General features: G+C 47.4%; 27 protein-coding genes. 14 read left to right on the top strand and 13 right to left on the bottom strand.

All coding sequences use genetic code 11. The features are described 5' to 3' along the window. Window positions 1-9: 9 nt before the first annotated feature. Window positions 10-660, bottom strand: a complete 651-nt coding sequence (locus LBW89_RS09590; protein ID WP_148453967.1) for a nitroreductase family protein — start codon at window positions 658-660, stop codon at window positions 10-12. Between the two features lie 115 nt (window positions 661-775). Between LBW89_RS09590 and LBW89_RS09585 the strand changes: the two genes are divergently transcribed. From LBW89_RS09585 to LBW89_RS09565, 5 genes are all read left to right on the top strand, one after another. Next, the gene (locus LBW89_RS09585) at window positions 776-1,141 is read left to right on the top strand and encodes a MerR family transcriptional regulator (RefSeq protein ID WP_225039062.1); all 366 of its coding nucleotides are present in this window, start codon (window positions 776-778) and stop codon (window positions 1,139-1,141) included. Between the two features lie 51 nt (window positions 1,142-1,192). After that, on the top strand, window positions 1,193-1,927 hold the full coding sequence (locus LBW89_RS09580; RefSeq protein WP_148453965.1) for a DUF4241 domain-containing protein: 735 nt from the start codon (window positions 1,193-1,195) through the stop codon (window positions 1,925-1,927). A gap of 190 nt (window positions 1,928-2,117) precedes the next feature. Then, a complete protein-coding gene (locus tag LBW89_RS09575) occupies window positions 2,118-2,978 on the top strand; it encodes a DUF4261 domain-containing protein (protein ID WP_148453963.1) in 861 nt (286 codons plus the stop codon). Window positions 2,979-3,127: 149 nt separating this feature from the next. After that, window positions 3,128-3,535, top strand: a complete 408-nt coding sequence (locus LBW89_RS09570) for a VOC family protein (RefSeq protein WP_148453961.1) — start codon at window positions 3,128-3,130, stop codon at window positions 3,533-3,535. A gap of 225 nt (window positions 3,536-3,760) precedes the next feature. Further along, window positions 3,761-4,954, top strand: coding sequence for a winged helix-turn-helix domain-containing protein (locus LBW89_RS09565; protein ID WP_148453959.1), 1,194 nt, complete (start codon window positions 3,761-3,763; stop codon window positions 4,952-4,954). A 479-nt stretch (window positions 4,955-5,433) separates the two neighbouring features. On the opposite strand, the gene LBW89_RS09560 is transcribed toward LBW89_RS09565, so the two are convergent. The 4 genes from LBW89_RS09560 to LBW89_RS09545 all read right to left on the bottom strand — a co-directional run bounded on the left by LBW89_RS09560 (window position 5,434) and on the right by LBW89_RS09545 (window position 9,603). Continuing rightward, window positions 5,434-5,889: a hypothetical protein gene (locus tag LBW89_RS09560; RefSeq protein WP_148453957.1), complete on the bottom strand. Its 456-nt coding sequence runs from the start codon at window positions 5,887-5,889 to the stop codon at window positions 5,434-5,436. Between the two features lie 212 nt (window positions 5,890-6,101). After that, on the bottom strand, window positions 6,102-7,469 hold the full coding sequence (locus tag LBW89_RS09555) for a S41 family peptidase (RefSeq protein ID WP_148453955.1): 1,368 nt from the start codon (window positions 7,467-7,469) through the stop codon (window positions 6,102-6,104). 87 nt (window positions 7,470-7,556) lie between these two features. After that, complete coding sequence (locus LBW89_RS09550; RefSeq protein ID WP_148453953.1) at window positions 7,557-8,927, bottom strand: sensor histidine kinase; 1,371 nt, start codon at window positions 8,925-8,927, stop codon at window positions 7,557-7,559. Next, window positions 8,920-9,603, bottom strand: a complete 684-nt coding sequence (locus LBW89_RS09545; protein ID WP_148453951.1) for a response regulator transcription factor — start codon at window positions 9,601-9,603, stop codon at window positions 8,920-8,922. Before LBW89_RS09545 ends, LBW89_RS09550 begins: the two co-directional genes overlap by 8 nt. A gap of 447 nt (window positions 9,604-10,050) precedes the next feature. Between LBW89_RS09545 and LBW89_RS09540 the strand changes: the two genes are divergently transcribed. The 7 genes from LBW89_RS09540 (at window position 10,051) to LBW89_RS09510 (ending at window position 16,057) form a co-directional block, all read left to right on the top strand. Continuing rightward, on the top strand, window positions 10,051-12,180 hold the full coding sequence (locus LBW89_RS09540) for a 5'-nucleotidase C-terminal domain-containing protein (RefSeq protein WP_148453949.1): 2,130 nt from the start codon (window positions 10,051-10,053) through the stop codon (window positions 12,178-12,180). A 206-nt stretch (window positions 12,181-12,386) separates the two neighbouring features. Then, the gene (locus tag LBW89_RS09535) at window positions 12,387-13,010 is read left to right on the top strand and encodes a hypothetical protein (protein ID WP_225039061.1); all 624 of its coding nucleotides are present in this window, start codon (window positions 12,387-12,389) and stop codon (window positions 13,008-13,010) included. Window positions 13,011-13,075: 65 nt separating this feature from the next. Then, complete coding sequence (locus tag LBW89_RS09530) at window positions 13,076-13,555, top strand: DinB family protein (RefSeq protein WP_148453947.1); 480 nt, start codon at window positions 13,076-13,078, stop codon at window positions 13,553-13,555. Between the two features lie 91 nt (window positions 13,556-13,646). Next, window positions 13,647-14,432 (top strand): YwqG family protein, encoded by a 786-nt coding sequence (locus tag LBW89_RS09525; RefSeq protein WP_225039060.1) that lies wholly within the window; start codon window positions 13,647-13,649, stop codon window positions 14,430-14,432. A 36-nt stretch (window positions 14,433-14,468) separates the two neighbouring features. Then, window positions 14,469-14,885, top strand: a complete 417-nt coding sequence (locus LBW89_RS09520) for a VOC family protein (protein WP_148453945.1) — start codon at window positions 14,469-14,471, stop codon at window positions 14,883-14,885. Between the two features lie 55 nt (window positions 14,886-14,940). Then, window positions 14,941-15,465 (top strand): DUF5946 family protein, encoded by a 525-nt coding sequence (locus LBW89_RS09515; RefSeq protein ID WP_148453943.1) that lies wholly within the window; start codon window positions 14,941-14,943, stop codon window positions 15,463-15,465. A 13-nt stretch (window positions 15,466-15,478) separates the two neighbouring features. Then, the gene (locus LBW89_RS09510) at window positions 15,479-16,057 is read left to right on the top strand and encodes an MBL fold metallo-hydrolase (RefSeq protein ID WP_170287113.1); all 579 of its coding nucleotides are present in this window, start codon (window positions 15,479-15,481) and stop codon (window positions 16,055-16,057) included. Between the two features lie 113 nt (window positions 16,058-16,170). On the opposite strand, the gene LBW89_RS09505 is transcribed toward LBW89_RS09510, so the two are convergent. Together LBW89_RS09505 and LBW89_RS09500 are read right to left on the bottom strand one after the other, a co-directional pair. Beyond that, window positions 16,171-16,626 carry a DoxX family protein gene (locus tag LBW89_RS09505; RefSeq protein ID WP_148453939.1) on the bottom strand — a complete coding sequence of 152 codons (456 nt, stop codon included), beginning with the start codon at window positions 16,624-16,626 and terminating at the stop codon, window positions 16,171-16,173. A gap of 99 nt (window positions 16,627-16,725) precedes the next feature. Beyond that, on the bottom strand, window positions 16,726-17,622 hold the full coding sequence (locus LBW89_RS09500) for a class I SAM-dependent methyltransferase (RefSeq protein ID WP_148453937.1): 897 nt from the start codon (window positions 17,620-17,622) through the stop codon (window positions 16,726-16,728). A gap of 217 nt (window positions 17,623-17,839) precedes the next feature. On the opposite strand from LBW89_RS09500, the gene LBW89_RS09495 reads away from it, so the two are divergent. Then, the gene (locus LBW89_RS09495) at window positions 17,840-18,466 is read left to right on the top strand and encodes a TetR/AcrR family transcriptional regulator (protein ID WP_148453935.1); all 627 of its coding nucleotides are present in this window, start codon (window positions 17,840-17,842) and stop codon (window positions 18,464-18,466) included. 60 nt (window positions 18,467-18,526) lie between these two features. Here LBW89_RS09495 and LBW89_RS09490 read toward each other — a convergent pair whose 3' ends face one another. Beyond that, window positions 18,527-19,417 carry an ergot alkaloid biosynthesis protein gene (locus tag LBW89_RS09490; RefSeq protein WP_148453933.1) on the bottom strand — a complete coding sequence of 297 codons (891 nt, stop codon included), beginning with the start codon at window positions 19,415-19,417 and terminating at the stop codon, window positions 18,527-18,529. Between the two features lie 36 nt (window positions 19,418-19,453). Continuing rightward, the gene (locus tag LBW89_RS09485; protein ID WP_170287112.1) at window positions 19,454-19,852 is read right to left on the bottom strand and encodes a nuclear transport factor 2 family protein; all 399 of its coding nucleotides are present in this window, start codon (window positions 19,850-19,852) and stop codon (window positions 19,454-19,456) included. Window positions 19,853-20,108: 256 nt separating this feature from the next. Here LBW89_RS09485 and LBW89_RS09480 point away from each other — a divergent pair, with 256 nt between their 5' ends. After that, window positions 20,109-20,753 carry a histidine phosphatase family protein gene (locus LBW89_RS09480; RefSeq protein WP_225039059.1) on the top strand — a complete coding sequence of 215 codons (645 nt, stop codon included), beginning with the start codon at window positions 20,109-20,111 and terminating at the stop codon, window positions 20,751-20,753. A gap of 491 nt (window positions 20,754-21,244) precedes the next feature. Here LBW89_RS09480 and LBW89_RS09475 read toward each other — a convergent pair whose 3' ends face one another. The 4 genes from LBW89_RS09475 to LBW89_RS09460 form a co-directional block, all read right to left on the bottom strand. Next, window positions 21,245-21,817, bottom strand: a complete 573-nt coding sequence (locus LBW89_RS09475; protein ID WP_148453929.1) for a DUF4062 domain-containing protein — start codon at window positions 21,815-21,817, stop codon at window positions 21,245-21,247. 27 nt (window positions 21,818-21,844) lie between these two features. Then, window positions 21,845-22,738, bottom strand: a complete 894-nt coding sequence (locus LBW89_RS09470) for a CPBP family intramembrane glutamic endopeptidase (protein ID WP_148453927.1) — start codon at window positions 22,736-22,738, stop codon at window positions 21,845-21,847. A 116-nt stretch (window positions 22,739-22,854) separates the two neighbouring features. Beyond that, complete coding sequence (locus tag LBW89_RS09465; RefSeq protein WP_148453925.1) at window positions 22,855-23,499, bottom strand: response regulator transcription factor; 645 nt, start codon at window positions 23,497-23,499, stop codon at window positions 22,855-22,857. Beyond that, window positions 23,486-24,661, bottom strand: a complete 1,176-nt coding sequence (locus tag LBW89_RS09460) for a sensor histidine kinase (protein WP_170287110.1) — start codon at window positions 24,659-24,661, stop codon at window positions 23,486-23,488. Before LBW89_RS09460 ends, LBW89_RS09465 begins: the two co-directional genes overlap by 14 nt. Window positions 24,662-24,751: the final 90 nt, after the last annotated feature.

The following is a 24,751-nucleotide window of genomic DNA, read 5'->3' as shown; positions in this document are numbered from 1 at the left end:
GAGCTTCAATCAAGCCCATCTAGTAATCGTATCTACGGGCAAACGGTAGGAGGGATAGCCTTCTTTGCTCGCTTTGCCGATCGAAATCAGCATGACCGACTGGAAGCGATCTTTGTCCAGGCCAAAGACCTCCGCGATTCGTTCCTTGTCATAACCCGCCATCGGATTGGTGTCATACCCGTGCGCACGAGCTACCAGCATCAACTGCATCGAAACAAGGCCGGAGTCCAGCATGTTGATGTCGCGCAGAGCGGCTGGAGTCAGGCTCGCATAATACGACCTTGCCTGCGGCAATTGCATGTCCTTGATGTCCTGCGGCATGTAGCCGAGCTCTACTGCTTTATTGAAAATCTCGTCCATATATTCAACATTGTGAGCATCATAAAATACCGCAATGACAGCCGAAGATGTCAAAACTTGTGTCTGGTTGAAGGAAGCTAGCGGCGCGAGTTTTTGTTTTCCTTCGTCGCTGTCGATCACAAGGAAACGCCAGGGCTGCATGTTGATGGCCGATGGGGCACGGGTAGCTTCCGCTAAAATTTCGCGCATTTCCTCGCGGCTGATTTTTACTTGGGGATCGTAGACTTTAACGGAACGACGTTCCAACACAATTTTGTTGAAGTCGTTAGTTTTGTGGTAGTTGCCGGTATGGATACTCATAAAGGGTCCTCTCCTTTTTCGGTTGAGTCTGGCAATGATGTTCCTCATCATTACTAACAAGATGGTAAACTATAAAGTATACTTTATAGCAAGCGCTGAGAACGGGGTGTTGGTTATGAAGATAAGTGAAGTTGCAAGAAGGGTTGATCTTCCGATTTCAACGATTCGTTATTATGAGCAAATCGGCATTATCACGGATGAATACGTAGTAAGGAATCAAAACAATTATCGGGTATATACTCCAGACATCATTCATCATTTGAGCGTGGTTAAACATTGTTTGGCCGTTGGCTTCTCGATTCGGGATATCCAAGTCATGATCTCGATGAACGGGATACCGAAGGATGAGCATGTAAACCTGATCCAAAATAAAATTGCGGAGATTGAAGCCGCTCAACAAAAATTAGAAGAATCCAAGCAAAATCTGTATGATATTCTCGAGTCGGATATGATATGCGAAAAAGGATTTGGGAAAATTTAAGGTTAGCACACATTCTACTTGTACAAGTCTATTTTCAGGAGATGAATGCCGATGGTACCAACGAGCGAGTGGCTGTCCCAGTGGGAGCGGCAGCGTGACAAATTGAAATGCCCCGTAGATTTGAACGACTATTTTATTTTGCCTGAAATAGCAGGTAAGCAGCTGGTAGTTATGGATATCGGCCCCACCTCTATTCCTACGGGTCAAATTCTTGTCCGCGATCCGCTATGTTATTTGGGGCATATAGAGGAGCAGCCTTATTTCCAAACGGCACCCGTTGGAACCTACTCTACCGAAGTCTGTGTGGTGAAGCCGGACGAGGAGGGGGACTGTGCCCGCTATGCCGCCGTTCGTCTGCGATTTTCCGATGCTCCTGCCGTCCGGTTCGAGGAAGCGCTGATTGGACATGAAGATATTTCGGGGATGGGGGACGGAGAGTTTTTTGGCTTTAATGTAGACGCCGGTCTGGCATGTATTTGCGATAAGCAGGCGCATCAAGCGTTTTGCGACTTTTCTAGTCGCTGGCATAAAGAACATCCGGATGGCAATCTTTACGATGATTATTTTGCCGCTCTGTTTGCTGAGAGTTTTCGTGAGCATCCACAGTATCAGCGCAGTGGAGGCGATTGGGTGAACTGGCGGATTCCTGATACCGAGTACCATATATCCCTGTTTCAGTCGGGTTTTGGGGATGGCGCTTATCCGGTTTATTGGGGCTACGACCAAGCGGGTGAAATTTGTCAATTCGTCGTTCAGTTTATTTACATTCAATTGGCCTACACGTAACTTCAACTCACCCATCCGCTCCATCACAGCCCTATACGTATCTATAGGCGTTCGGCAAAGACGGAATGTCCCATAGACCCGACTTTGGAACCATTTTCCTGGCGGGAGTTGCGTGAACTATGCGGGAATCTCTATAGTAGAGGGAAATGACATACGAACGGAGTGGTAGGGGAAAATGGAGAGCGAACGCGTGCTACAGCAAAATTTAGATGAAGAAAGCGAGTTTCAGCGGTTGTTTCAAATGTATCTGCTGTTTGAGGAGAACGCGGAACGGCCGAATGCGGAAGCCATTCGGAAGGCGTTAGAAGCCCGCTGCGGGAAAACGGATACCGTGTCGCCAGACGACGCCTTGTCGTCGTTTGCCGTGGAGGCTTATAAAGTAGCCTACCAGGAGGGAGAGCTGCCGGCTCAGGTGATGATGACCGACATGACTCCTTTTCAACCGGAGACGATTAGCGACTTGGAGCGAACCCAGTTTTGGACGATGCCGGATGCGGAGGACGTTCTGCAAAAATGCCGCTATAAGCTGCTGATCAGCGACTTCATGGCGGCGGGGCTGGACTATAAATCGCGCAGCGCCTTGCTGGCGGATTGGCTGGAGGTCGCCGTTAGCCTGTTTCCGACCTGCAAAGCGATCTGGATTCCATCGAGCGGGAAATTGCTGCATCCGGCGGAAATTACGGATAATCCGTACGAAGGGGCCGAGAGGTTTTTGCAGTTCGGCATGAATATCCGCTATTTTACCATTCATGGGACCGAAGACAGCCTGGTCGATTCGCTCGGCTTGTTTGCCCTTGGACTTCCGGATGTGCAGTATCATTTTCATACCTTGGATCCGAACGACGTGTCACGGCATGCCTTCGCTGTCGCAGCCTACTTGTTTGAAGCGGAGGTGCCGGTGAGCGACGGCGAAACGATCGCCGGCTTGCTGAACGGGGAGATGGCGCCGGAAGTGCATTGGCCTTGCAGGTTCGAAATGGCGCTGATCCAGCCTTCCAGAGAAGTGATGGACGTCTGTCCGGGCGAATATGCGGCGGGAGATCGGGAATAATCGTGTTGGAACCCGAATCATTCCGAAATCGGATTCGTGAGGAAGCCCGAAGAATTCTAAAACGCTACTGACATAATGTTGTCAGTAGCGTTTTTTTATAATTGGACATGCAAATGTAAAGGAATAGATATTAGGAAGGATGATATCTTGTGAATTTCGCTTCTGTACGCATCATTACGGACGACGTGGATCGTCTTGTCGGGTTCTATGAGAAAGTCATGGAGGTTTCGGCGGAGCGCCCCGCGCCCGTATTTGCCGAGCTCGTTCTGCCGTCCTGCACCCTTGCCATCGGCCATGTCCAGACGACGCAGCTATTCGGCGCCGGTTCCGCAATAGGGGCCCATAATCGCACGGTCATTCTAGAGTTCCGCGTCGACGATGTCGAAGCCGAATATGTGCGCTTGAAGCCACTGGTCGATCATTGGGTAATGGAACCGACCCTGATGCCGTGGGGGAACCGCTCTATGCTGTTCCGCGATCCCGACGGCAACCTGCTTAACCTCTTCGAGCCGGTGACCGAGGATGCGATTGAACGGTTTAGAGGGAGACCATCGTAGTAGGGGAAAATAAGAATTCTATTTTCCAACCCTTGCAACTCCAAAAAGATGCAAATCTGCAGGTATTTAATATTATCCAGGTTGTCTGATGGGCCACTAACGCGGTGAACCTTAACCTAAATAATGCTTGTTTTTGTTCCCTATATAATGGTAAAATTATGGGAACGTGTGTTTGTTTTTTTCCACGAATAGAGGGAATAGTTCCGTTAAGGAGTCGATGCGTACATGATCGAATTGACAAACCGCCAGGCACGGCAATTTCTTTTGTTGAAGCACGGGCTGTTAGGTGAATATCAATTTACTGGAAAACAGGGAGTTTTGGATTTTGTGCGGCAGGTCGGTTGTATTCAATTCGATCCCATCGATGTTTGCGGAAAAAACGCCGAGTTGGTGCTGCAGTCGCGAATCAAAGGATTTACCAAGAACTTGCTCGACGAGTTGCTTTATAAAGACAGATTACTAATCGATTATCCCGACAAGAATCTGGCTATTATGCCTGTTGAGGACTGGCCGTATTTTGAGCGGTACAGGCAGGCCGCCCGACAACATGCCAAGCGCTATCCCGAGATGGAAGCGTTGACGGAGCAAGTGCGGGTCCACATCCAAAATCACGGTGCGATATGTTCGGATGATCTAAAATTGGATGGAAATTTCTCATGGCGATCGGCCATCCATTGGAGCGGCGGAAACAATACGTCCCGGTCGGTGCTGGAACAGATGTACTCAACAGGCGAGTTGGTTATCCATCACAAAAAAGGAACACGTAAATACTACGATATCGCCGGGAAGTATATACAGCCCAATCTGCTGAATGCGTCGGAGCCCCTGAAAGACGAGCTTGAGCATCACAAGTGGCGGGTACTGCGCCGGATCGGCGCTGTGGGTCTTTTATGGAATCGCGCATCCGATGCCTGGCTAAGCATATGGGGATTAAAAGCGGAGCAGCGCAAGGAGGTTTTTCGCCAGTTGTTGGACGAAGCCCGCATTGTTGCAATTGCCGTAGACCAAGTGAAGGATACGCTGTACTGCCGCGTGGAGGACTTGCCGCTTATTGAAGCCGTCCTGCAAAATCCGGAGCCGAAATTTCGCTGCGAGCTGATTGCCCCGCTGGACAATTTGATGTGGGACAGAAGGCTGATCAACGCATTGTTTGGCTTCGATTACACCTGGGAGATTTACACCCCCGCCAACAAACGGAAATTCGGCTATTATGTGCTGCCTCTATTATACGGAGAAAGCCTCATCGGACGAGCCGAGGTTATCGCGGAGCGAAAAACCGGGACGCTCGTTGTTAAAAATATTTGGTACGAGAACGGCATACGGCTAACAAAGCAGTTGCGAACAGCCCTGAACCGTTGTTTCCAAAAGTTTGCGCTATTCAACGGCTGCGAGACGATTTCGGCAGAGTCGATGGACTGAGATTTCCGGTTTCCCGGTAACATCTGCCGACAAGCCTCCTTATCGGAGGTGAGGATTAAGCCAATATAATGTTTTTATCAACCAACATAAACCACCTATTTGCAATTGCCATCCCAGATGATCAATTTGAAGTTCAGTTACCTCACGGTATGCTGAAATCATTTCTTCTCTTGAAAGATTGCTCCAAGCGTGTGCCTCTGTAATCAAGCAATATAACACCATTAACGGGAAAATCTCCTGTTAATATACCGTCCTGGGCTCTTCGAACGGATTTAGCTGGAAAAGTTCCATCTATTTCACGCTCCTATTGCCGGTATACACAATTTCAGGCGAATTAGCGGGAGGTTTTCCAGCTAATTCGCCTCTGGAGCCGCATACGCACCAAATTAGCGGGAAGAATTCCCTTTAATTGTTTTGGGGACACACTATTGTGGTTTTTGCCCAAATATATGGTTGATAACGGTAGCTGGGGCTTTTTTCTATATCGTCACACTCGAATCCGTCAGTTCAAAATACCACTCCAGAAAGGAGTTAAAGCTCTTCCATTGCGACTCCAATTTGCCGGCAAAAAAATCCTCCATCTGCTGGCCCAATCCTAAGCCTAACACTTCGTCCGTGTTCTTATTGTAAAAAAAGCCGAACTCCCCTGCAAAGTTATCCAACGGAATATACTCTTCAGGCAGGTTTAAAACGGCATGCGTCCTCTCCATACCTAGCATGTAGTCCGAAGAATTGATCATAAACCAACAAATCTGATAGATTTCACGTCGTCTATTAATGAAAGTCGGCCCATCCTCTGCATGCAAATAAAACGTTGCAAAATCTGAACCCAAATCGATGCCTAACTTTACTAAAGCCTGTTCATACTCTTCTAAAATCTCTTCAAACCACCAGTTTTTGCTTTTGCAATAATGGACCACTTTTTCCGATAGCATCTCGACGGTTCCTCCAATACGAATTAAACGGTCTAAGGTATTGCCGTGATTATATCACATTAAAAGAGTATCCGTCCGTCCGCCTTACGGAATGGTTTCGGGGTACCCGGTGATTTTGCGGAATGAACGCCAAAAACCCCCGGCATTTACATTTGCCAGGGGCTTGTGCTTTATCCCATGGGAGGAGTGCCCATAAGTGAAAGGGGTGTCCCTTATCGCTTCTTTTTAAGCAATTCCAAAGCGCGGTTCATCACCGGGTCCTTGCCGGCATCAATATCGGCTTGCTTGATCATGATCTTTTCGTCCGGAGGCAGGCCGCGCTGCTCGTAATTAGTGCCGTCAGGCGATGTATAGCGTTCGTTGCTCAGGGTGAATAACTGTTTGTTCGGCAACAGTCTAAGCAGCATGTCCGAAAAGTATCCGCACGTCTTTTCCCCGATAACCGTTACTTTGTCCAATGCTTTTAAGGCCATCGTTCCTGTCTCGCCGGCGCTTACCGTCATCGGACTGGTCAGCACCACAATATTGTCAGCCGAAAACTGCTTTGCTCCCGGTTCGATATATACCTGCGTAGGCTTGGAGAATTGCTCGTATCCGCCTGTTCGGGCCTGTTTGGCATACGCCAGCTTGCGTTTCTCGGTAAACAAGCCGGCTATTTTCAACCCGAAGAAGTCCTCACCCCCCTCATTAAAGCGCATATCGATTATAAAGTTGCGGCAGTTCGCCAGATCCCGCACCATTTCCGCCAGTGCTTGGTCAATTTTCTGCGGATCGGACTCGTCAAAACCAATCAGCCTAACGTAAGCGCCGCCGCTTTTCGTTTGGCCATAAACAATGCGCCCGTCGAGCTTGCTCTTTACCGCACCTTTCATATATCCATCTTCGACGTTTCGTTGCATCGACTCCGAATTGGCTATGAAAAATTCTTCTCGCTCAACTTTGGACTTGGAGAAGATCATACCCTCTTTACCGAATATGATGCTGTGTCCGTCGTTCAGCTTTTGGAACATTTGCGTCAAAATATCTTCCAGTTCCTTCTCGGAGGTAGCGGCGCTAACTTTGGGCCGATACTCTTTGTACACCTCTTTCCAATTCACTTTGACGAGCGGAAAGAAACTGAAATTCTCTTCAAAGGATTGCCAGAATACTTCAAAATTTTGCACGGGATCCTTGCTGAATCCGTTATACTTCACCTTGGGAAGATTATCGATCCGTTTGAGATGCTGCACGTACCCCAAGCCATCGGTCAAGCTGCCGTTAACGAAGCGGCCCATCAGAAATCGCGGGGCATTAAATTGCTCCTGGGCTTTGGAGTTGTCGTAAATTTCATGAATATAAATGTCGCCGTTGTTCTCGATATTTCCTTTCCCGAACGGTACCAAGCTGTCCTTGGTGTAGCTGTAGACCTTAACGGACTGGCCTTCTATTTCGAATATATGGCCATACCCTTCCGATTGCCAAAGCTGGCGCTCGGCGGCTGTGGTTGCGGGGGGCGGCAGCTTCAGATTCTCCTTCGCCTGGACATAGGTTCCCGACATGCTGAATGTCAGGAGGGTCAAGATGGCAATCCATACTTTCATTTTTGGTCCTCCTTCTGATCAAAAAAATTAAATCGGCTTTTCGAGGATAGTATAAAGCCCGAATTTGTCCTCAGTTTGAACGGAGGATTACAATTCGGGCTTTGTATCTTCGAGGGGAAGGGTGATCGAGAAGGAGGTTCCGCTCCCCAATCTGCTGGACACTTCGATTTTTCCATGATGAAGGTCGACAATTCGCTTCACGATGGAAAGACCGATTCCGTTGCCGCTAATATTGCGGTTTCTCGCTTTATCCACTTTGTAGAACGGTTTGAAAATTTGGCTGATTTCCTCCTCAGGTATGCCGATTCCATTGTCCGTTATTCGGACGACCGCGCTTTCGCCTCTCTGGAAAGACTCCACCATTATCTTTCCATGATCGGCGGTAAATTTGATGCCATTGCCAAGCAAGTTGTTCCACACCTGATTCATCTTGTCTTCATCCGCCACAAGAGTTATCGGCTCCAGCCTAAGTTGCATATCCAGATTGCGGGCAGACCATTGCGGTTCCAGGCGAATGACAGCTTTGCGCAGTTGCTCGTCGAGACGAAACTTTTGCGGGGCGGGCTTTGCATGCTCGTGCTCCAGGCTGGTCAATTCCAGCAGATCGTCGCACAGCCGGGACAGCCTGTCGCTCTCCTCGTCGATAATATTCAGCATCCGCATACGGGTCTTCTCGTCCATGGACTTGATCTTCAGCACACGGGTATATCCTTTGATCGATGTTAGAGGAGATTGGATTTCGTGGGATACATCGGAAACAAACCGCCGACGGAGCATATCCAGCCTTCCCAATTCAGCCGCCATCGCGTTAAAGCTTAGAGTAAGCTGTCCAATTTCGTCGCGACGTTTGGTAGACAGGCCAACGTTAAAATCACCCCTGGCCATTCTTTGCGTTGCATGTGTCAACTTCCGCAGGGGCCTGACCAAATACCGCGCAGCGATCAACACCAGAATACTTCCCAAACCGAGAGTAAACAGCTGCTGATACCGGATCAAGGAATCGATTTCGTCGAGGAAAAAACCGGTCTGGGTCGTAACCAACAAGGCGTGCGGCGAACCGTTCAGCGCAAAAGGCAGGCCAACCGTAATCTCGTCATCCTCACTGGATCCGTTGCGATAAATTTTGTTTTGTTTGAGCACTTGCTGCAGATACGGTTGATCCTTCTTTGGGTCTGGAAGAGCGCTCCCCGGGTTCAGCAGCGTTCCCGCACTGTCATAAAACCGTATCTTATAAAAGGGAGTGGAGCTGCTTACTTCCACGAAAGCCTTCGCATCCTTCGGAGACAATTTCTTATATAATTGAATGATCATTTCGGCATTGCCGATCATCTTCTCTTCCACGATCGCTTCGATATGGCTTTTGTAGAAATAGCTTTGAACGAAAAAAACCGAGAGCAGGCTGACTATGACGGCCCCCAGAAACGTGAACACGACGCGGGCATAGAGCGAGTTAATCATGATACGCCTCCAGACGGTAGCCCATGCCGCGAATCGTTACGATGCGAAAATCTTCGGCATACCGCTCAAACTTGTCGCGCAGACGTTTGACATGCGTGTCCACGGTGCGTTCATCCCCATTGTACGCGTAGCCCCAGATGTCGCGGATCAGCATGTCGCGTGTAAAAATTTGCCCGGGATAACTGGCCAGTTTGTATAGCAGCTCAAATTCTTTTAAAGGAAGAGCCCATTCCTCGCCCGTATCGGAAAAGTGAACCTGGTAGCTCGTTTTATCGAGAATGACTCGACCGAGCTTCACGATATGGGAGGTAGCGATCCGATACCTTTTGAGCAGTGCCTTGACCCGCATGACCATCTCCATCGGATCAAAAGGTTTGGTCAAATAGTCGTCCGTCCCCAAACGAAAGCCTTTGACTTTGTCCAGCGACTCCTTTTTGGCCGTGACCATCAGCATCGGCTTGTCCCCGACCTCCCGCAGCTTTCTGCACAGTTCCCAACCGTCCATACCGGGCATCATAATATCCAAAATGATTAAATCGACGGAATGATGCAAGTAATAATCCCAGGCTTCGAGACCATCCATTTTCTCTACGACGTCCATACCTTCGTCTCTTAATAACAGCCCTGCCAGTTCGCGGACAAAGGCGTCGTCATCCACTACCATAATCGTCGGCAATGTTCATTCACCTCGTACTAACTTTCCCTGCCATGAGAAAAGCATCAATTAGAAGCCCTCCCTAGTATCTTACACAGAGAAGGGGGGGCGTTGCAAAACGATTAGAAATCTATTATTCCAGCGTTTAATCTTGTTTATTATGTAGCCTTTTTAGACTATGCGTAAAATTTGAAGCGAAAGGATCTGGTACATTGTTCCATTATATGGTACCATGAATTCTACTTTAGAATTGTATACGCTTTCTTAAGTCGGAAAAGTCTTGAATAAAGGGGGATTTATCGTCCAAACATGAATGAACAAAGTGCAAAAAATAAGATGGCTTGGGAACATCGAGCATACGAATTTTTTCAACTTTTTTTACATAGATTTCATACAGTCTACGATGTTTCTGAATTTAATCATGTTAGAGTTGTCAGGAGTAGAAACTGGAGAGGGGTTTTGTAACTTATGTCATGGAAAAAGAATGTGGGTAAAAGCACTGTTCGTGTGGCCGCTGCAGCACTATTGCTTTCCCAGCTATTGGGCGCGGCAGGTTCTGTCTCGGCTGCAAGCCAAGATGTCGAAGTACACTTGATTGGAATCAATGACCTGCACGGTCAGTTAGATACCACATCGATCGTTAATGATAAAAAAGTAGGAACAGCTCCGATTCTAGCAACCTATCTAAAAGAAGCTCAAGCCAAATATAAACACTCCCTACTCTTTCATAATGGAGATTCGGTTGGCGCATCCGCTCCAGTCTCTTCTCTAGATCGGGATGAGCCTACGATGGAATGGATGAATATGATGGGCTTTGATGTGGCTTCCTTAGGCAATCATGAATTCGACCAGGGTATCGCGGCATTAAAAGCACAAATCTTTGGCGGCCTTGACCCCAAAGAAGGCAAGGTAACTCATGCCGGTGCAAAGTTTGATTATGTCAATGCCAACGTCATTGAAACTTCCACGGGCAAAACCTTGCTTAAGCCCTATGTGATTAAAGAAGTGGGCGGCGTCAAAATCGGATTTATCGGATTGGTGACCAAGGCTACACCCGCTAAAGTATCTCCATCCGGCACAGCGGGCGTACGTTTCTTAAGCGCAGAAGAAGAAGTCGAAGCGGTCAATAAATATGCCAAAGAATTGCAAGATCAAGGTGTGGAGACGATCATCGTCCTGGCGCATGATCCGGCAACAACCAAAGAAGGCGTAACAACGGGAGAAGCGGCGGATTTAGCAAAGGCTTTGCCGGCGGATTCCCCTGTGGACGTTATCGTTGCGGGTGACAATCATGCATTTGCCAACGGTGAAGTGAATGGAAAATTGATCGTTCAAGCCTATTCTTATGGTACGGCATTTGAAGATATTAAGTTGATGATCGACCCTACGACGGGGGATGTCACCGAGAAATCAGCTACCGTGACAACGACTTTTCAGGAGGGTGTAAAAGAAGACCCCGAATCTTTAGCTATTATTAAAAAATCTTTAGACAAACATCCTGAGTTGACGAAGCCGGTAGGTACAACAGACGGTTCTGTCACTCGTACAGACGCCTATAATAACGAAGCGCCTCTAGGGAACCTCATTGCGGATGCCATGCGCCAAGCGGACTTTGGCGATAAGGCAGGTCCTGCTGACTTTGCATTTATGAACCCAGGCGGTATTCGTGCGGATCTGCCGCAAGGCGATGTGACCTTTGCCGATCTTGCTAAAATCCAACCTTTTGGCAATACTTTGGTGAAGCTAGAGCTGACCGGTAAACAAATTCAAACGTTGTTGGAGCAGCAATGGGGAACCAATGCCGACGGTACGCCAAACACAAAAACACTACAAATTTCCGGCTTGAAGTACACTGCAGATTTCAATAAGCCGGTTGCGGAGCGTGTCACTAGTCTTAGTCTTGAGGATGGCACACCTATTGATCCTGAAAAAACATATATGGCGATAGTTAACAACTTTATGGCAGCGGGTGGAGATAACTATAAAGTGTTGGTGGATGCCAAATCCTCCTTGGCAGGCCCGATCGATCTGGATGTATTCTACCAGTACATTGTAGATACGTTTAAAGGCGGTAAGATTGAGGCGAAAAAGGAAGGACGTATCACGAATCTGGCTGCCACATCTACAGAGCCAACTGAACCACCTGCAACAGCAACAGAATTCATTTCCCGCGCTGAATTTGTAAGTGCACTGGTAGACATGTTGAAACTCAACGAGGTAGCCACAGCGCCTGCATTTAAGGATGTTGCTGCTGACGCTGCCTATGCGGATGCCATCGCTGAAGCTGCTCATGCCGGATTCATTCAAGGCTACGATGGTAACTTCAATCCGGATCGTGAGATCACTCGTGAAGAAGCGGCTATGATTCTTGCCAACCTGTTAAACCATCCAGCTTCCGATAAAAATGCGGCTGCGATCCTTGCAGGTTTTGAAGATGGCGAAACCGTTTCCGCCTATGCGGTTGAATCCATGGCAAAACTGGTTGACAAAGGTATTCTTAATGCAGCAGACAAAAACCTGCTTCAACCTAAACAAGGTCTTTCTGTTAACGAAGCAAAAGCATTAATCCAAAAAGCTGTGGCCGCCAAGGCTTCTTAATGTAGCACCTATCCAACCTTATAGTAAGACAGGAAAACACATCCTTTTTGGTCCATATTCCAATTTAGGATGTGTTTTTTCACGCTTACATGACACGTCCACCCCGTACCCTTTTTAAATGAGAATACAGGTATATAGTAGGTAGATTCAGGAAAAATGAGCTTTATAATGGAATTAAGATATATGATCAAAGGAGTTATGGCGCTATGTCTTCCAATCAACAGCTTCACAAGGAATCCATGAAGTATCTAACGACTGCCCCCCTTCGTGAAAATGACGCTAAGTTTATCAGCGCAATAGGCGGGGTAACCTATGAGTTTTTAACAGCAGACGAAGCAGCTTTGATCGAGGAGCTGTATTTTAAATTGAAGAATATCGCATTGCGAAATCAAATTCTGTACGGTCTAATCCGGTGCAAGGAATTGGAATTGAAAGATTTTTTTCAGAAAGCCTATAAAAAAGAACGATACTTGGACATGAAACTGCTCGCGATCCATGGATTAGCACATGATGCTTCAGAAGAAGAGATCGACAAGGTCATGGATCATTTCCTTAAGATTTTGGTAAAAAGGCCGGAGTCTACCCCTTATAACTACCAAGAATATGAGTTTTTAAGGTCTGCCTTCGGGCTGCCTCTCCTCGTTAAAAAATACGGTTATCCCTGTTTTGAAAAAGTACGGCAACAAGTCGAGAAACAGTATCAAGATATGCCGGAGGCCTTTAAGGGGCATTTTACCTTTGATGAAGACGGAAAGGCCGTTCAGTTGAGGCTTCCAAGCGAAACGAAAAAAATGATCGATCGCTTTTTTGCCTCACAGTACGGTCGCTGATACCTGAAGACACTCCCGTATTAACCCGATCAGGGGGTGGACATCGTTGAATAGGAGGTTGCGATATGTTGAAACTGTTCGAATATAACTGGCAGGTTCGCAAGGATTGGTTTGCTTGGTGTGATACGGTGAACGAGGAGGAATTAATGAAAAGACGCACGGGCGGGATCGGATACATTTTACCCACTTTGTATCACATTGTGGCAGTCGAGTATGGCTGGATATGCGGGGGAATTCAGGGGAAAGACATTAAAATCCCTCCTTTCGAGGAGTTGACCAGCTTGCAACAAATCAAAGACTTCTCCGACCGTTGCCACACTGAAGTTGCACCGTTTATCTATGATTGGAACGACAGCCTGGAGGACCTGATTATGATTGATATCACGGATGAAGGGGAACAAGAAGCTCATAAATATGGCGAAGTATTGCGGCACGTTATCGCTCACGAGATTCACCACATCGGCCAATTATCAGTATGGTCACGTGAAATGGGGAAGAAGCCTGTCACTGCAAATTTAATAGGAAGAGGATTATTCCCAATTTAGCGTGCGGGTTGCCTCTCCTCGTTAAATAATACGGGTACCCTGATCAGCCGGACAGGCGGTATGCGGTACTCTGGAGTACTTTTATAGGATTATGAAATGGATTTTGGAAGTCAAATATCGGATCGGAGGATTTAAATTGATAACCTACGAAATTCCTGAAATTTTGAAAAAGCATGAGCCTATCATTAAAAAAACGTTTAGGTATAGTAACGAGATCCATTTTAAACGGGAAGAAACAAAGCCTTGGGAGAGTAAACTAGGCGGATGTCCCTATTTAAAAAACATTAAAGATTATCCGATGGATGAAGCTGGAGAGCCGATGTTGTTTTTAGCGCAAATCAATCTCGCAGACCTCGAAAAGCTAGATGAACTGCCAGAACGAGGGCTGCTGCAGTTTTACGTTGCAAATGATGATATGTTTGGTTTGGATAGTCCAGTTCTTGTAAGATATATAGAAGATTATGAGGAAAATGAAGAGCATTTACTAAAGAAAAATCCTTATGAAAACGAAGAGTATGAGGGGAATCTCCCCTTCTCACATAGTGGAAAGATGTATTTTAAAACAAGGGAAATGCCTATGTCCTCCTCCTTGGATTTATTTCGGGAAACTTTTAAGAATGAGCTTTCAGAAGCAGAATATGAGAAGTTGAGCGATGATTGCTATAGCAGTAATAGCAGAGTTGGCGGGTATCCGTATTTTGTTCAGAATGACTATTTGGGTTTTGACGACGATGATTTCCTCTTATTGCAACTGGATATCGATGATGAATGCGGAATTATGTTCGGGGATGCCGGGAACTGTGTTTTCTCGATTCCAAAGGATGCACTAAGAAATAGGGATTTTTCACAAGTCGTGTATGATTGGCAATGCTGCTAGTTGAACAAGTCAAATAGGGATGATGGGAGAATGGGCATGAGAGTAAAATTAGAAGGAATCACGGTTTTGGCGCGTGATGTTCCTGGATTGACCAGCTTTTATCGTGATGTCCTGGGATTTAAGGTGCTTATAGAAGAAGAGCATTACACTGAATTTGAGAATGACGGCGTCCGACTAGCCATTTTCTCGGGACCCTTAATGGCAGATAACACAAACGGTCACCATTCTTTTCTAGAAGAGCGTAAAGGGCAAGCGTTTGAGCTTAACTTCGAATGTGATTCTCCTGAGGATGTCTACGTTAGGTATGATGCTTTTGTTGCAAAAGGGGCTGTAGGGATAACGGCGCCGAAGGTGATGCCCTGGGGGCATACCACGGGCTTCTTTGCGGATCCAGAAGGCAACATTCATTCCCTCTTCGCCGTCAACCCCGTTAGGGCGGAGGATGCTGATTGACTTTAACGTAGCGTTAACCCTTATAGTGGTAATAAGGGGTGATTAAGGTGAGTCTATGCAGAGTATAGAGCGACAAGCCCAGAAAAACGGCGTAAAGTTGAAGGATTACGGGAGATGCCAATTTTGTGGGGCAAAAACCAAAGGCGGAGTATTTGAATGTTTTGACATTTTCAATGATATGGCAAGTAACTTTGTGGGTGGAACCGGTCTGTTTCCATTTATATTTGCCGATGCCCATTGTTTGCAACATTCGGAGGTTCATGGGCAATGGAACAACAATTTTCATCTCACCAGACAATATTTAATTCTTGAAAAAAATATAGAATGGACGTATTCAAAAACACCTCAGTTAAGCCATATCATGGATCAATACAAATTGTCCCATCCGGATGTTTTGATCCCCACATTGCCTGTTCAAGAAAGAGGAGAAGTCACGGTTACGGACTTGGTAGGACTTAAGCTAAAAGATCTTGAAATGATGATATTAAAATGGGCAAATGATGTATATCAATCCTATGGTCGATTTCATCCTAATGCAAAAGTTGTGGGCGATCTCTATATCAACCGATATGAACGATAAAATGGAGGGCCCGATGAATGTATTAAATATGGGTTATGGTTCGACAAATTATTATGCGGTTGAATATCAAGAAAAGTATCTGCTAATCGATACGGGCTTGCCGGGTACGCTTGGAAAGATGATGAGCCAACTGCGAAAGTTTGGAATCCAATTGAAGGATATTCATCATTTGATGGTTACTCACTTTCATCCTGATCATTGTGGAATCGCACAAGAGATTCAAGCCATGGGCGTTGAATTAATCATCGGCAGAACGCAACTGGATTTTCTCGAATCCGCCAATGAATCCATGAGAAAGCTTCACGATTTTAAGGAAATTGTAATTAACCCACGAAACATAATCAACGAAAACGATACATCGGCATTTTTTGAGAAAGTAGGCATGCCAGGTTATATCCTCCATACACCAGGTCACTCAGATGATTCCATCAGTATTGTAATCGAGGGGGTAGGGATTTTTACGGGTGATTTGCCTTTCCAAAACCAGTTGATTATTGAATCGAACGAAAAGGTTGATATTAGTTGGTCGCAACTAAGAAGGACAAACGAAAAAAGGGTATTCCCGGGGCATGGGAAGGGCATAACACTTTGAGTTGCCAGTTTGAAGCTAGTGTATTTCTTAAATGGAAAAAAGAAGGGGCCCTCCTGAAAAAGGAAGGCCTTTTTAGCTGAACTGGTCGCAATCTGGAATTCGCGGTTCGTCTTCTATTTGGGAGTCCGAGTCACCGTATTGTTGAATCTTTGTTTTTGCGCACGTTTTTCAGGGTCCCCAAGTAAAATCCCCAGGATGCGGCTTTCTGGTCTCAGCGCCCATGAGGCGATATTGAGGGCCGCATAGAAAAGCGGAAGGATAATATTGAACCCGAAAGTACCGTAGTCGCTAGCGAAAGCATGAGATAAAGCCGCGCCTGTCATTAAAAAGAAGACACCGGCATGGGCCCATTCTTTAAGCCGAGGAAAACCTGGAAGAACGATAGCAATAACCGCGAGTATTTTCCAACCCCCAAGAATATTCATGATGTACAACGGGTAACCGATATTTTCTACCAACTCGACATTTTCTCCTAATTTCATCAGTTGGCCCAAACCACTTAACAGCATCGATACGGCGAAAAATGAAGTGACTATCCAGTATGCAATCCTTTTTCCTTTTGCTCCCATGCTTTGATCCCATCCTCTTTTTTAAAATGTCTTTCACTTGATGGGTTTATAATAACTTTAAAACGTATCAAAAAATGATACTATTTTGGATTTTTTCCCTCAATCTCTGCTGTACATCTGTTGGTTTTGCAGGCGGACCAGCACCTTGCCGAACCGTCCTCCCTTCCGGACGGTCACCTCGCCGGAAGGATAATTGCGCTCCAGATGCTCCAGGACGATGCGGCGCACCCGCGCTTGCTCATCTGCCGATCGACTGGACGTTTGCAGCATAGTCATGACCTCTTCCAACGCCACGGCATGGGATACCACCATGGTCTGCATTTCCCTCGTAACCAGTGACTGGTAAGCATAACCCTTAAGCAGCAGGATATGGGACAAATAGGCCATATCCATCACTTCGTTCGTGCGGGGGCGGTCGTTAACAAGAGGCCATACTTCATCCAACAGACTGTGCTCCGCAGAGCCTACCATGGTGCTCAAATAGCAAAATTCCCGGGCACAGCTTAGCACCTTCTCGACATCATCCCAGTTGCTCCATACGGGGCACATGGAGACGAAGACGAGATCAAACGCCTTTTCCCATCCGTTAGTCTGAACATCAATGTCCTCAAACGGTTTGGTTACGATCTTAATGTTCCCGGTTGCGGACCCGGCTACATTGTCTTTCATCAGTTCAACCAGCGGTAAGTTCGGCTCAAGGGCCGTAACTTCAGCTCCCCTCTCGGCAAAGGGCAGCGCAAAACCTCCGGAGGCCGCACCGATATCCAATACCGATTTCCCCGCAAAAGTGACCCCTTGGTCCTCCAGCCATCCGATAATCCGTTTGGCTCTGCGTCTGCCTCCTTCGCTGAAGACCTCCTTATTGAACGCCTGGGCTTTATGGTCAAAAGAGCGGGTGGGATCAATCCCCGCATGTTTCATTCTCATCACTGCCGTTTGTGAATCTTCCTTCCAAGCCCGTTCCCATACCGCCGCATCAAATAATTCATTCTTCATGGTACCCGCTCCTTTTAAGGTTTTAAAATTCGTAGCATAAGGCTCCAGCATTTTTTATCGTAGACTTAATGTGTCTACAATAACTATAGATAAATGGATTGTCAAGATTAACACGTGATGAATTTACGGTTCGGTAGCATCCAGGCGGAAGAAGCGGGTTCGCCAGCAATTATAGTATAATTGCTTATAGGTGGAACTGAAGAAAGGGGGGTGAGTGGTGGCAAGAACGAAGGCGTTTGATACGAATGAGATCCTTTATAAAGCCATGCATGTTTTTGGAAATCGCGGCTATGAAGGCACCTCGCTGCCGGATTTAATCCAAGGATTGGGCATTGCCCGCCAAAGTATATATGATACGTATGGAACGAAGTGGGAGTTGTTTTTCGCAGCAGTCCGACATTATATGGATCAGAAGAATCAGGAGTTGAAGCAGCATTGCGAGGGACCGGGAACGGTCGTTGAAAAGGTGGAACTCGCATTCACAACCATCATTAAAGTGCTCGTGGACCCCGAATTGCGCCTGCAATGCTTCATTATCAGCAGCGCGATCGAGCAGGCGCCTCATCATGAGGAGCTGGCTGCTTATTTGCACGAGAGTATCGAGCTGTCGGAACAGATCTTTTACACTATGCTGGAACGCGCGGTGGAAGAAGGGGGACTGGACCCGGAGGTGAACATCCGAGACCTGGCCCGGTTCCTGGTGCATGAGCGGATCGCCCTGATCACGTCAGCCAAGCTGGGAATGGATGAGCCGAGGCTGGTTGCCATTCTACAGATGGTACTGTCGGTCTTCCGGACGATACAAGGACAAGGCAGCAAAGCGGTAGATCTCAACGAAGTGTAAACGTCAAAAGGCTCTCCTAGGGTCATCTTAAATGGTGATGACAGGAGAGCCTTCTTTATCTTAAGGTACCATTTGATTAATGAGATGAAACGACGTCTTATGCTCCGAAATGAATTGCTCCAGGGATCGCGGCTCTCGACCGGTTATACGAAGTACCGTGTCCGTTACCCGATCCTCCATTCCCTCCAAGCGAATACGGACATCCATTCCAGCCAGGTATTCGGCATAGCTCTCCGGCAGGCCGGAAGCCTTATGTCTCTCAGTGAGTTGCTCCGGTGTAACACGAATATGCTTGGCGTCCAGACCGGTAACCTTGCGGATCACGCCGGCCACATCATCATAAGTGAGGGATTCCGGGCCCGTAATGAGGAGTTCCCGGTTAGGGGGCTCCTTGTCGGTCAGGGCGTGGAAGCCAACCGCTGCGATATCATCGGCGTCGACGAAGCCGATCTTGCCGTCTCCCGCTGCCGTATAAATGCGCCCGCTGTGGCGCAAAGAGTACCCGTGCCCGTGGCTGGGTTCCGTGAAGTTCTGCATGAAGTAGGAGGGGCGCAATACGGCCCACTCGGGGGCATGGTCATGCAGATAACGGTGAACGCCACCGAAGATGGGGCCATCCTCCGGAATCGAGGCACTGGATAACAGGACGAAGCGCTTAACCGAAGCGTCCAGTGCTCTGCGGATAAAAGGAATCATGACTTCTTCAGGATGCAGGCTCGCAGGCGCGACCAGATATACGGCATGGACGTCCTGCAGGAGGTCATCATGGTTCGAGTCGTCAAACCAGTCGAAGGGGACGTGTTCGCCGACTTGTTGATCCCCGGGCTTGGGGATGCTGCGTCCGGCTCTTCGAACCAGATAGCCCTGACTGTGCAGCAGCTGTGCGATACGGGAGGAAGTCTTGCCCTGTCCTCCGGTTAGCAGAAAACGAGTGGATGATTCATTAGGCATATGATTATCTCCTTTAGTTCTCATTCATGTCGGGTTTCAATTGACTGCTAGTGGATTCCAGTAGTCCTGGTAGCGGACAATCCTGCCATCTTGAACTTCGACTACGGATATATAGCTTTGTTCATAAGATCCGCCTGTGAGCAGGTTGCTGCCGCTCGCTTCAAATTGGGCAAAGAACACCGGAGCGCCGGCCGCTACATGAATGACCGGTTTGGTGAATGAAGTGATTTCAAGCACCTTTTCCAGCTTCTCGAGATACTGCTGCAGCGAGGCCTTCCCATCCAGACGTTTAGGATTCGGTTCCTGGGCATAAGGGAATTCAAAGACGATAGCGTCAGTAAACAAATCGAGAAATGCATCATAATCCTTACGAATATAACGGTCTGCGAAAAGTTGAATGAGCCGTTCAGCTTGCTCGTAAGACAAGGTACTCATTTCAGTGGCCTCGCTTTCTTGAGAGAATGGGTGCATGATCCAAGGGGGAAGGTCTAGGATTACTATATCACTTTCCGGACCGAACAGTCAAATATATTCGGACTGATTGGTCAAAAAATTGTGGAGCCGTTTTGAAGCCATTTGTAATCCTAAAAAGGCGGATAAGTTGAACAATTTGTCCCTTATCTGTTTTAACTTTCACCTCCTTGCAGACACTATTTCATGGTAAATACGTACCTGAAGGAGGTTTTAAAAAATGAAAGGATTATTTTTCACAAGTATCTTTGGCGTACTGCTCCTGATGCTCACACAACCGGCTGGAGCATCAGGGGGCGTTTCGGAATCAAGGCCCCTGGACTCCTCGTTGCTAAATTCACTTCGTCAAGGAGGTTATATCCTGTATGTAAGGCATGGGGATGCAACAGTAGGGGAGGACTTACCGAATCTTGATTTCAATGATTGCTCCACCCAAAGAAATCTCTCCGAGGCTGGAAGAAGACAAGCTGTCCAATTTGGTGAGGAGCTGCGCAGTTTGCAAATTCCGATCCAGACCCCCGTTCTGGCTAGTCCCTTTTGCCGGACAAAGGAAACCGCAGCATTGGCCTTTAGCCAGGACCAGGTTCAAACCGACCCGTTCTGGGTCAGAGTGTATAAATTAAACGCTTCCTTGCCTCCCGCCGAGCAGCAATCAACTTTCAAAGACCTAACTTCTAAATTAGAAGCATTACCGTCTCCTAAGACCAACAAAGTGATTATTGCTCACAGTTTCCCTCAAGGGATGGGATTAGGGGAAATTCCAAGCTTAGGCACGGTTGTTATAAAACCAAGAGGGCGAGGGAATGGCTTTGAAGTTGTAGGCAGGTTTACCTTAGAGGAGTTGTTAAAATCTGAATTGAGATAAGTAGGGCGAAAAGAGGGGAGATCTATGCCTGAGCGTTAGACACTAAAAAACCAAGGGGTGGCTTAATGGCTAATCGAAGTGATATGTCACATCCCAAGAGGCGCCTAGTGTGTTGACTAAGCTTCGAACTCCAAAAAGATGCAAATCTGCAGGTATTTTAGGCCGGTCCTCAAGGGAATGCGAAAAAAGATGCAAATCTGCAGGAATTTCCAGCGATTTTAGAGAAACGGGCCGGTTTCGTCGAAAATTCCTGCAGATTTGCAGGAATTTTGAAATTTTGGGCCCCAAACAAGAAAAAAACATGCACATATGCAGGAATTCTATGTTATCAAGGTTGTCTGAAGGGGTACTAGTAATCATCGCACCCCCTCAGGGGTAGGCAAAAGCGGCAACGGCATAGTAGCTTGAACGTAGCGAAAGCTAGCGCCATTAAGACGCGAGCCGGTAATAAAGGCTTATAGCCTTAGAGCAAACCACCCGTTTGATGGTGGTTATGGTTTCTTTTTCTCCAACTCCGCTTTTAATCTCGCATTCTCTTCCAACAGCTTTGGAACGTCCGGGATATCCTTGCCGGAAACCCAGCCAGACAAATCGTCTCTTGCAGCATACACCGGCAATTGGTCACGAAGTACCATCATAATATGCCGTACATCTTCAACATAATAGATAGGGACTTGTTCCATGACCGCTTGCTTAAACTCCTGGAACTCCTGATAGTATTCAATTGCCGAGAAGTCGTATGGCTTTTGTCTTAAGGCTTCATCCGTGACCACAAAAGCAAATCGGGGTTTGCCCGTTTCTCCGGCATACTCGTATTCCCACTGCGTGTAGCTCTTGGATTCATCATCAGGAAGCGTTAAACCATAGAATCCTCCGAGAATCAGCATATAGACATCCGACTCGTCGATCCATCGCTTCCTAATATGGATCGGACTTTCCTTGAAGGATTGTTCGATTCCCGCAGGGATATGACCGGCTCGAAGTACGGCTTCCACAGCGGTATGTCTTTCTTCAATAAGATCGTAGTAAGTAGACGATATATAAATTTGCAATTTTTTTCTCATAGGCCCACCCGGATTAAAGAAATAGTATTATTTTGAATCTACCATTCTCTTCCTTCCATTGTCAAAATGGGCATAGAAAGTTATGAGCATAGGAATAGAGATCAGAAGACTGATTACGACCGGAACAATAGAGCCTTCAAGTCCAAAGTCGCCCCCCGTGAGAAGTGCGGCACCGTTGACCTTTACAGTAAATAGACCGTTAGCGGCGTGTCCGGAAACAGGAATACCAAGCAAGCCTTCAACGGCATTCCAAGCAAAATGCAATCCCATCGTAAACCACAAGTTCCGCCGCCACAAGAAAGCGGCTCCGAGCAGAAGCCCTGCTTCCAGGGCTATGGCGAGCGCGCTCCATAAGGTTGCGCCTGCATTGCCAAGATGGGCGACTCCAAAGAATAGTGAGGTCACGGCAAGTGCGAGCGTTTTTCCCCCTAATTTATCGATGGCTTGCAACATAAGTCCCCGAAAGATGAGTTCCTCGATAACGGCTGCTCCTAAAGCTGCTTCAATGGAGGAAATCAGAACAAAACTCGTATCCGTGGAACCCGCCCACTGAAAGGAGTACCCTCCCAGAGCCATAATAATAAAAGCGGATCCCGTGATAAAAAGGGTCCCGATTAGTACGCCCAGAACCGTTTCAATCCCTGCGCGCTGTCCAGATATCTCTGGGGTGGACCGCCGCGCAAGGCAGGTCAGCGTGAGCTTATAAACCAAGATGGCAAGAAACCCCGTTATTAGAGTAAAAATAAGGGAAACGATCCCATCGAATTGCGCTGTCAACTGCCGGAATAACGCATCTATGAGAATGATGCCGATAGCTCCCGCAATCATCCAAACGAGGGGAAAGCCCCAAAATAAACTCCAAGCGCTCAACTTTTTGCCATTATGCGGCAGCCCTTTATTTTCAGACCCTTTTTTCTTCATGCCTTACATCACTCTCCCTGTTGTAGAATGCTATGAGTATAGGCTGAAAAAGTCATAAAGGGACAGTGCGCTTTGGTCATAATTTAATCTGCGGCTAGCTTCAAAAAAGCGGCTTCTCAACGATCCAAAATTCCCGAATCGCGTGCTTTACGGGCGGCCTCCCGTCTTCCTTTCACATGGAGCTTCGAATAAATCGCGGAGATATAATTTTTAACCGTCCCTTCGCTAAGATACAACGCCTCGGCGATTTCTTGATTACGCAGGCCGGCAGCCAGCTTATGCATCACTTCAATTTCACGGCCGGAGAGCCCGAACTCATTATTTTTCGGAGGGGTGGTGCGGTTGATGTTCTTGATCATTTTACTCGCCATTTCCTGCGTAATTAAAGTTCCCCCCGCCTGAACCACCCGTATGCCTGCCGCCAGGTCTCGGGGATGAATGGCTTTGAGGAGATAACCTTCCGCTCCATGGCTTAACGCCGCTAACACATATTCCACTTCTTTATAGGAGGTCAGCATGATGATTTTGGTTGCCGGCATTCGCTCTTTAATCAGAGCCGTTGCGGCGACGCCGTCCATGACCGGCATGTTGACATCCATCAACACCATATCCGGTTTAAACTGCTCGCAGGCCTTTAGGGCTTCTTCTCCATTTTTGGCTAACCCGACAATTTCTAAATCCTCTTCCATGGACAGCACGATATGCAAGCTCTCGAGAATCAACTCTTGATCATCCGCAAGCAGCACTTTAATCTTCACCATGCGGCATCACTCCTTTCAGCGGGATTTCGCATCTCACCTCGGTGATCGTGGGAATTCCCTTCCCGGATGATAGGTGCAGGCGGCCTCCCAACCGCTCGACCCGATGTTTCATCGCGGTCAATCCGAAACCATAATGGAACTTGTCGATCGGTATACCGTTATTTCGTACGGACAAATGAAGATGGCTCTCAGAATATCCAAGCTCCAGATGCAGTTGAGTAGCTTTTCCGTGTTTTAGCGCATTTGTAAAAGACTCCTGGATGACCCGCAGGACCGCTTGCCGTATATCAAAACGTATAGACCGCTCCGTCTCCGGCAGACTCAAAGTCAGGGCTGTACCCGTGTGTTCCCGGAAACGGGCCGCAAGGGATTCAACCTGTCGGATCAGACGGGATTCCTCTTCTTCTCCGATCTCGTGTACGATGTTTCTCATATCGTCCAGATTCGTTTCGGCCAATGCCCTTAAGCGAATCAGCCGGTCTTTGGCCTCGACAGGCTTGCTGTCCATCAGAGCAATAGAAGCATCCAGGCTCAAGATGAGTGAGATAAAGGAATGACCCAGAGTGTCATGAAGCTCCTTGGACATGCGGTTGCGCTCTTCAAGCAGAGTCATTTTCTCGATCTCGGCCGAGTAGTGGGTTAAGAGCTTGTTTTGACGCTCCACTTCGGCTGCCAGTCTATTCTTCTGCACATACGCATTGGCCACGAAGCTTGCCCACATCCCGATGAAGCAGAACAGCAGGTTGTCTGTTCCGACACTTAGAGTTTGCTCCCAAGATATTTTTAAGTAGGACTGAAAGAAAAATGGAATGACCGCGAGTAAGGGAATGATCCAGAGGGTTGGCTTCGTTAATAAGTATCCCATTGTAAGACTCGGCAGCAAATAGTCCGCTTTTGAAGTCAGGGTCGGATCCATGACAGAATGCACATAATAAGAACCGCCAAGCAACAGCTCCAGTATGCAAAACCAGACTTTGTTCATCCGGCGCCCGGGAAACCAGAACAGCAAAGGGGTAACAAGGGCTATGCTCAGCCAGATCACGTTAATTAGCGTTCGGGTTGAAAGTTCACTTCCTGGCAGAATCCGGGACAACAGCAGAATATAATGGTACGAACGAAGGGCGAATACCCCCCAATCCATGAAAGATAATATTTTTTTCATAGCCCCATCATACAGGAAAACCCCAAAACTTGGGTGAAGAATACGTAAAAAGGACAGGATCGGAAAGCCCCGAATCCTGTCCTCTTGCGT

Source organism: Paenibacillus sp. alder61 (genome assembly GCF_020179875.1).
In the GTDB taxonomy this organism is placed as follows: domain Bacteria; phylum Bacillota; class Bacilli; order Paenibacillales; family Paenibacillaceae; genus Fontibacillus; species Fontibacillus faecis.
Note: the sequence above shows the minus strand (reverse complement) of the source record. Positions and strands in the feature narration are given on the sequence as shown.

Coding starts and splice junctions, on each gene's coding strand:
- LBW89_RS09485 (WP_170287112.1), bottom strand. CDS start 19,852: ATGAGTACCTTGTCTTACGAGCAAGCTGAACGGCTCATTCAACTTTTC.
- LBW89_RS09565 (WP_148453959.1), top strand. CDS start 3,761: ATGATCGAATTGACAAACCGCCAGGCACGGCAATTTCTTTTGTTGAAG.
- LBW89_RS09585 (WP_225039062.1), top strand. CDS start 776: ATGAAGATAAGTGAAGTTGCAAGAAGGGTTGATCTTCCGATTTCAACG.
- LBW89_RS09525 (WP_225039060.1), top strand. CDS start 13,647: ATGAAATGGATTTTGGAAGTCAAATATCGGATCGGAGGATTTAAATTG.
- LBW89_RS09535 (WP_225039061.1), top strand. CDS start 12,387: ATGTCTTCCAATCAACAGCTTCACAAGGAATCCATGAAGTATCTAACG.
- LBW89_RS09480 (WP_225039059.1), top strand. CDS start 20,109: ATGAAAGGATTATTTTTCACAAGTATCTTTGGCGTACTGCTCCTGATG.
- LBW89_RS09465 (WP_148453925.1), bottom strand. CDS start 23,499: ATGGTGAAGATTAAAGTGCTGCTTGCGGATGATCAAGAGTTGATTCTC.
- LBW89_RS09460 (WP_170287110.1), bottom strand. CDS start 24,661: ATGAAAAAAATATTATCTTTCATGGATTGGGGGGTATTCGCCCTTCGT.
- LBW89_RS09510 (WP_170287113.1), top strand. CDS start 15,479: ATGAATGTATTAAATATGGGTTATGGTTCGACAAATTATTATGCGGTT.
- LBW89_RS09540 (WP_148453949.1), top strand. CDS start 10,051: ATGTCATGGAAAAAGAATGTGGGTAAAAGCACTGTTCGTGTGGCCGCT.
- LBW89_RS09490 (WP_148453933.1), bottom strand. CDS start 19,417: ATGCCTAATGAATCATCCACTCGTTTTCTGCTAACCGGAGGACAGGGC.
- LBW89_RS09580 (WP_148453965.1), top strand. CDS start 1,193: ATGGTACCAACGAGCGAGTGGCTGTCCCAGTGGGAGCGGCAGCGTGAC.
- LBW89_RS09515 (WP_148453943.1), top strand. CDS start 14,941: ATGCAGAGTATAGAGCGACAAGCCCAGAAAAACGGCGTAAAGTTGAAG.
- LBW89_RS09505 (WP_148453939.1), bottom strand. CDS start 16,626: ATGGGAGCAAAAGGAAAAAGGATTGCATACTGGATAGTCACTTCATTT.
- LBW89_RS09530 (WP_148453947.1), top strand. CDS start 13,076: ATGTTGAAACTGTTCGAATATAACTGGCAGGTTCGCAAGGATTGGTTT.
- LBW89_RS09555 (WP_148453955.1), bottom strand. CDS start 7,469: ATGAAAGTATGGATTGCCATCTTGACCCTCCTGACATTCAGCATGTCG.
- LBW89_RS09560 (WP_148453957.1), bottom strand. CDS start 5,889: ATGCTATCGGAAAAAGTGGTCCATTATTGCAAAAGCAAAAACTGGTGG.
- LBW89_RS09550 (WP_148453953.1), bottom strand. CDS start 8,927: ATGATTAACTCGCTCTATGCCCGCGTCGTGTTCACGTTTCTGGGGGCC.
- LBW89_RS09470 (WP_148453927.1), bottom strand. CDS start 22,738: ATGAAGAAAAAAGGGTCTGAAAATAAAGGGCTGCCGCATAATGGCAAA.
- LBW89_RS09475 (WP_148453929.1), bottom strand. CDS start 21,817: ATGAGAAAAAAATTGCAAATTTATATATCGTCTACTTACTACGATCTT.
- LBW89_RS09520 (WP_148453945.1), top strand. CDS start 14,469: ATGAGAGTAAAATTAGAAGGAATCACGGTTTTGGCGCGTGATGTTCCT.
- LBW89_RS09590 (WP_148453967.1), bottom strand. CDS start 660: ATGAGTATCCATACCGGCAACTACCACAAAACTAACGACTTCAACAAA.
- LBW89_RS09500 (WP_148453937.1), bottom strand. CDS start 17,622: ATGAAGAATGAATTATTTGATGCGGCGGTATGGGAACGGGCTTGGAAG.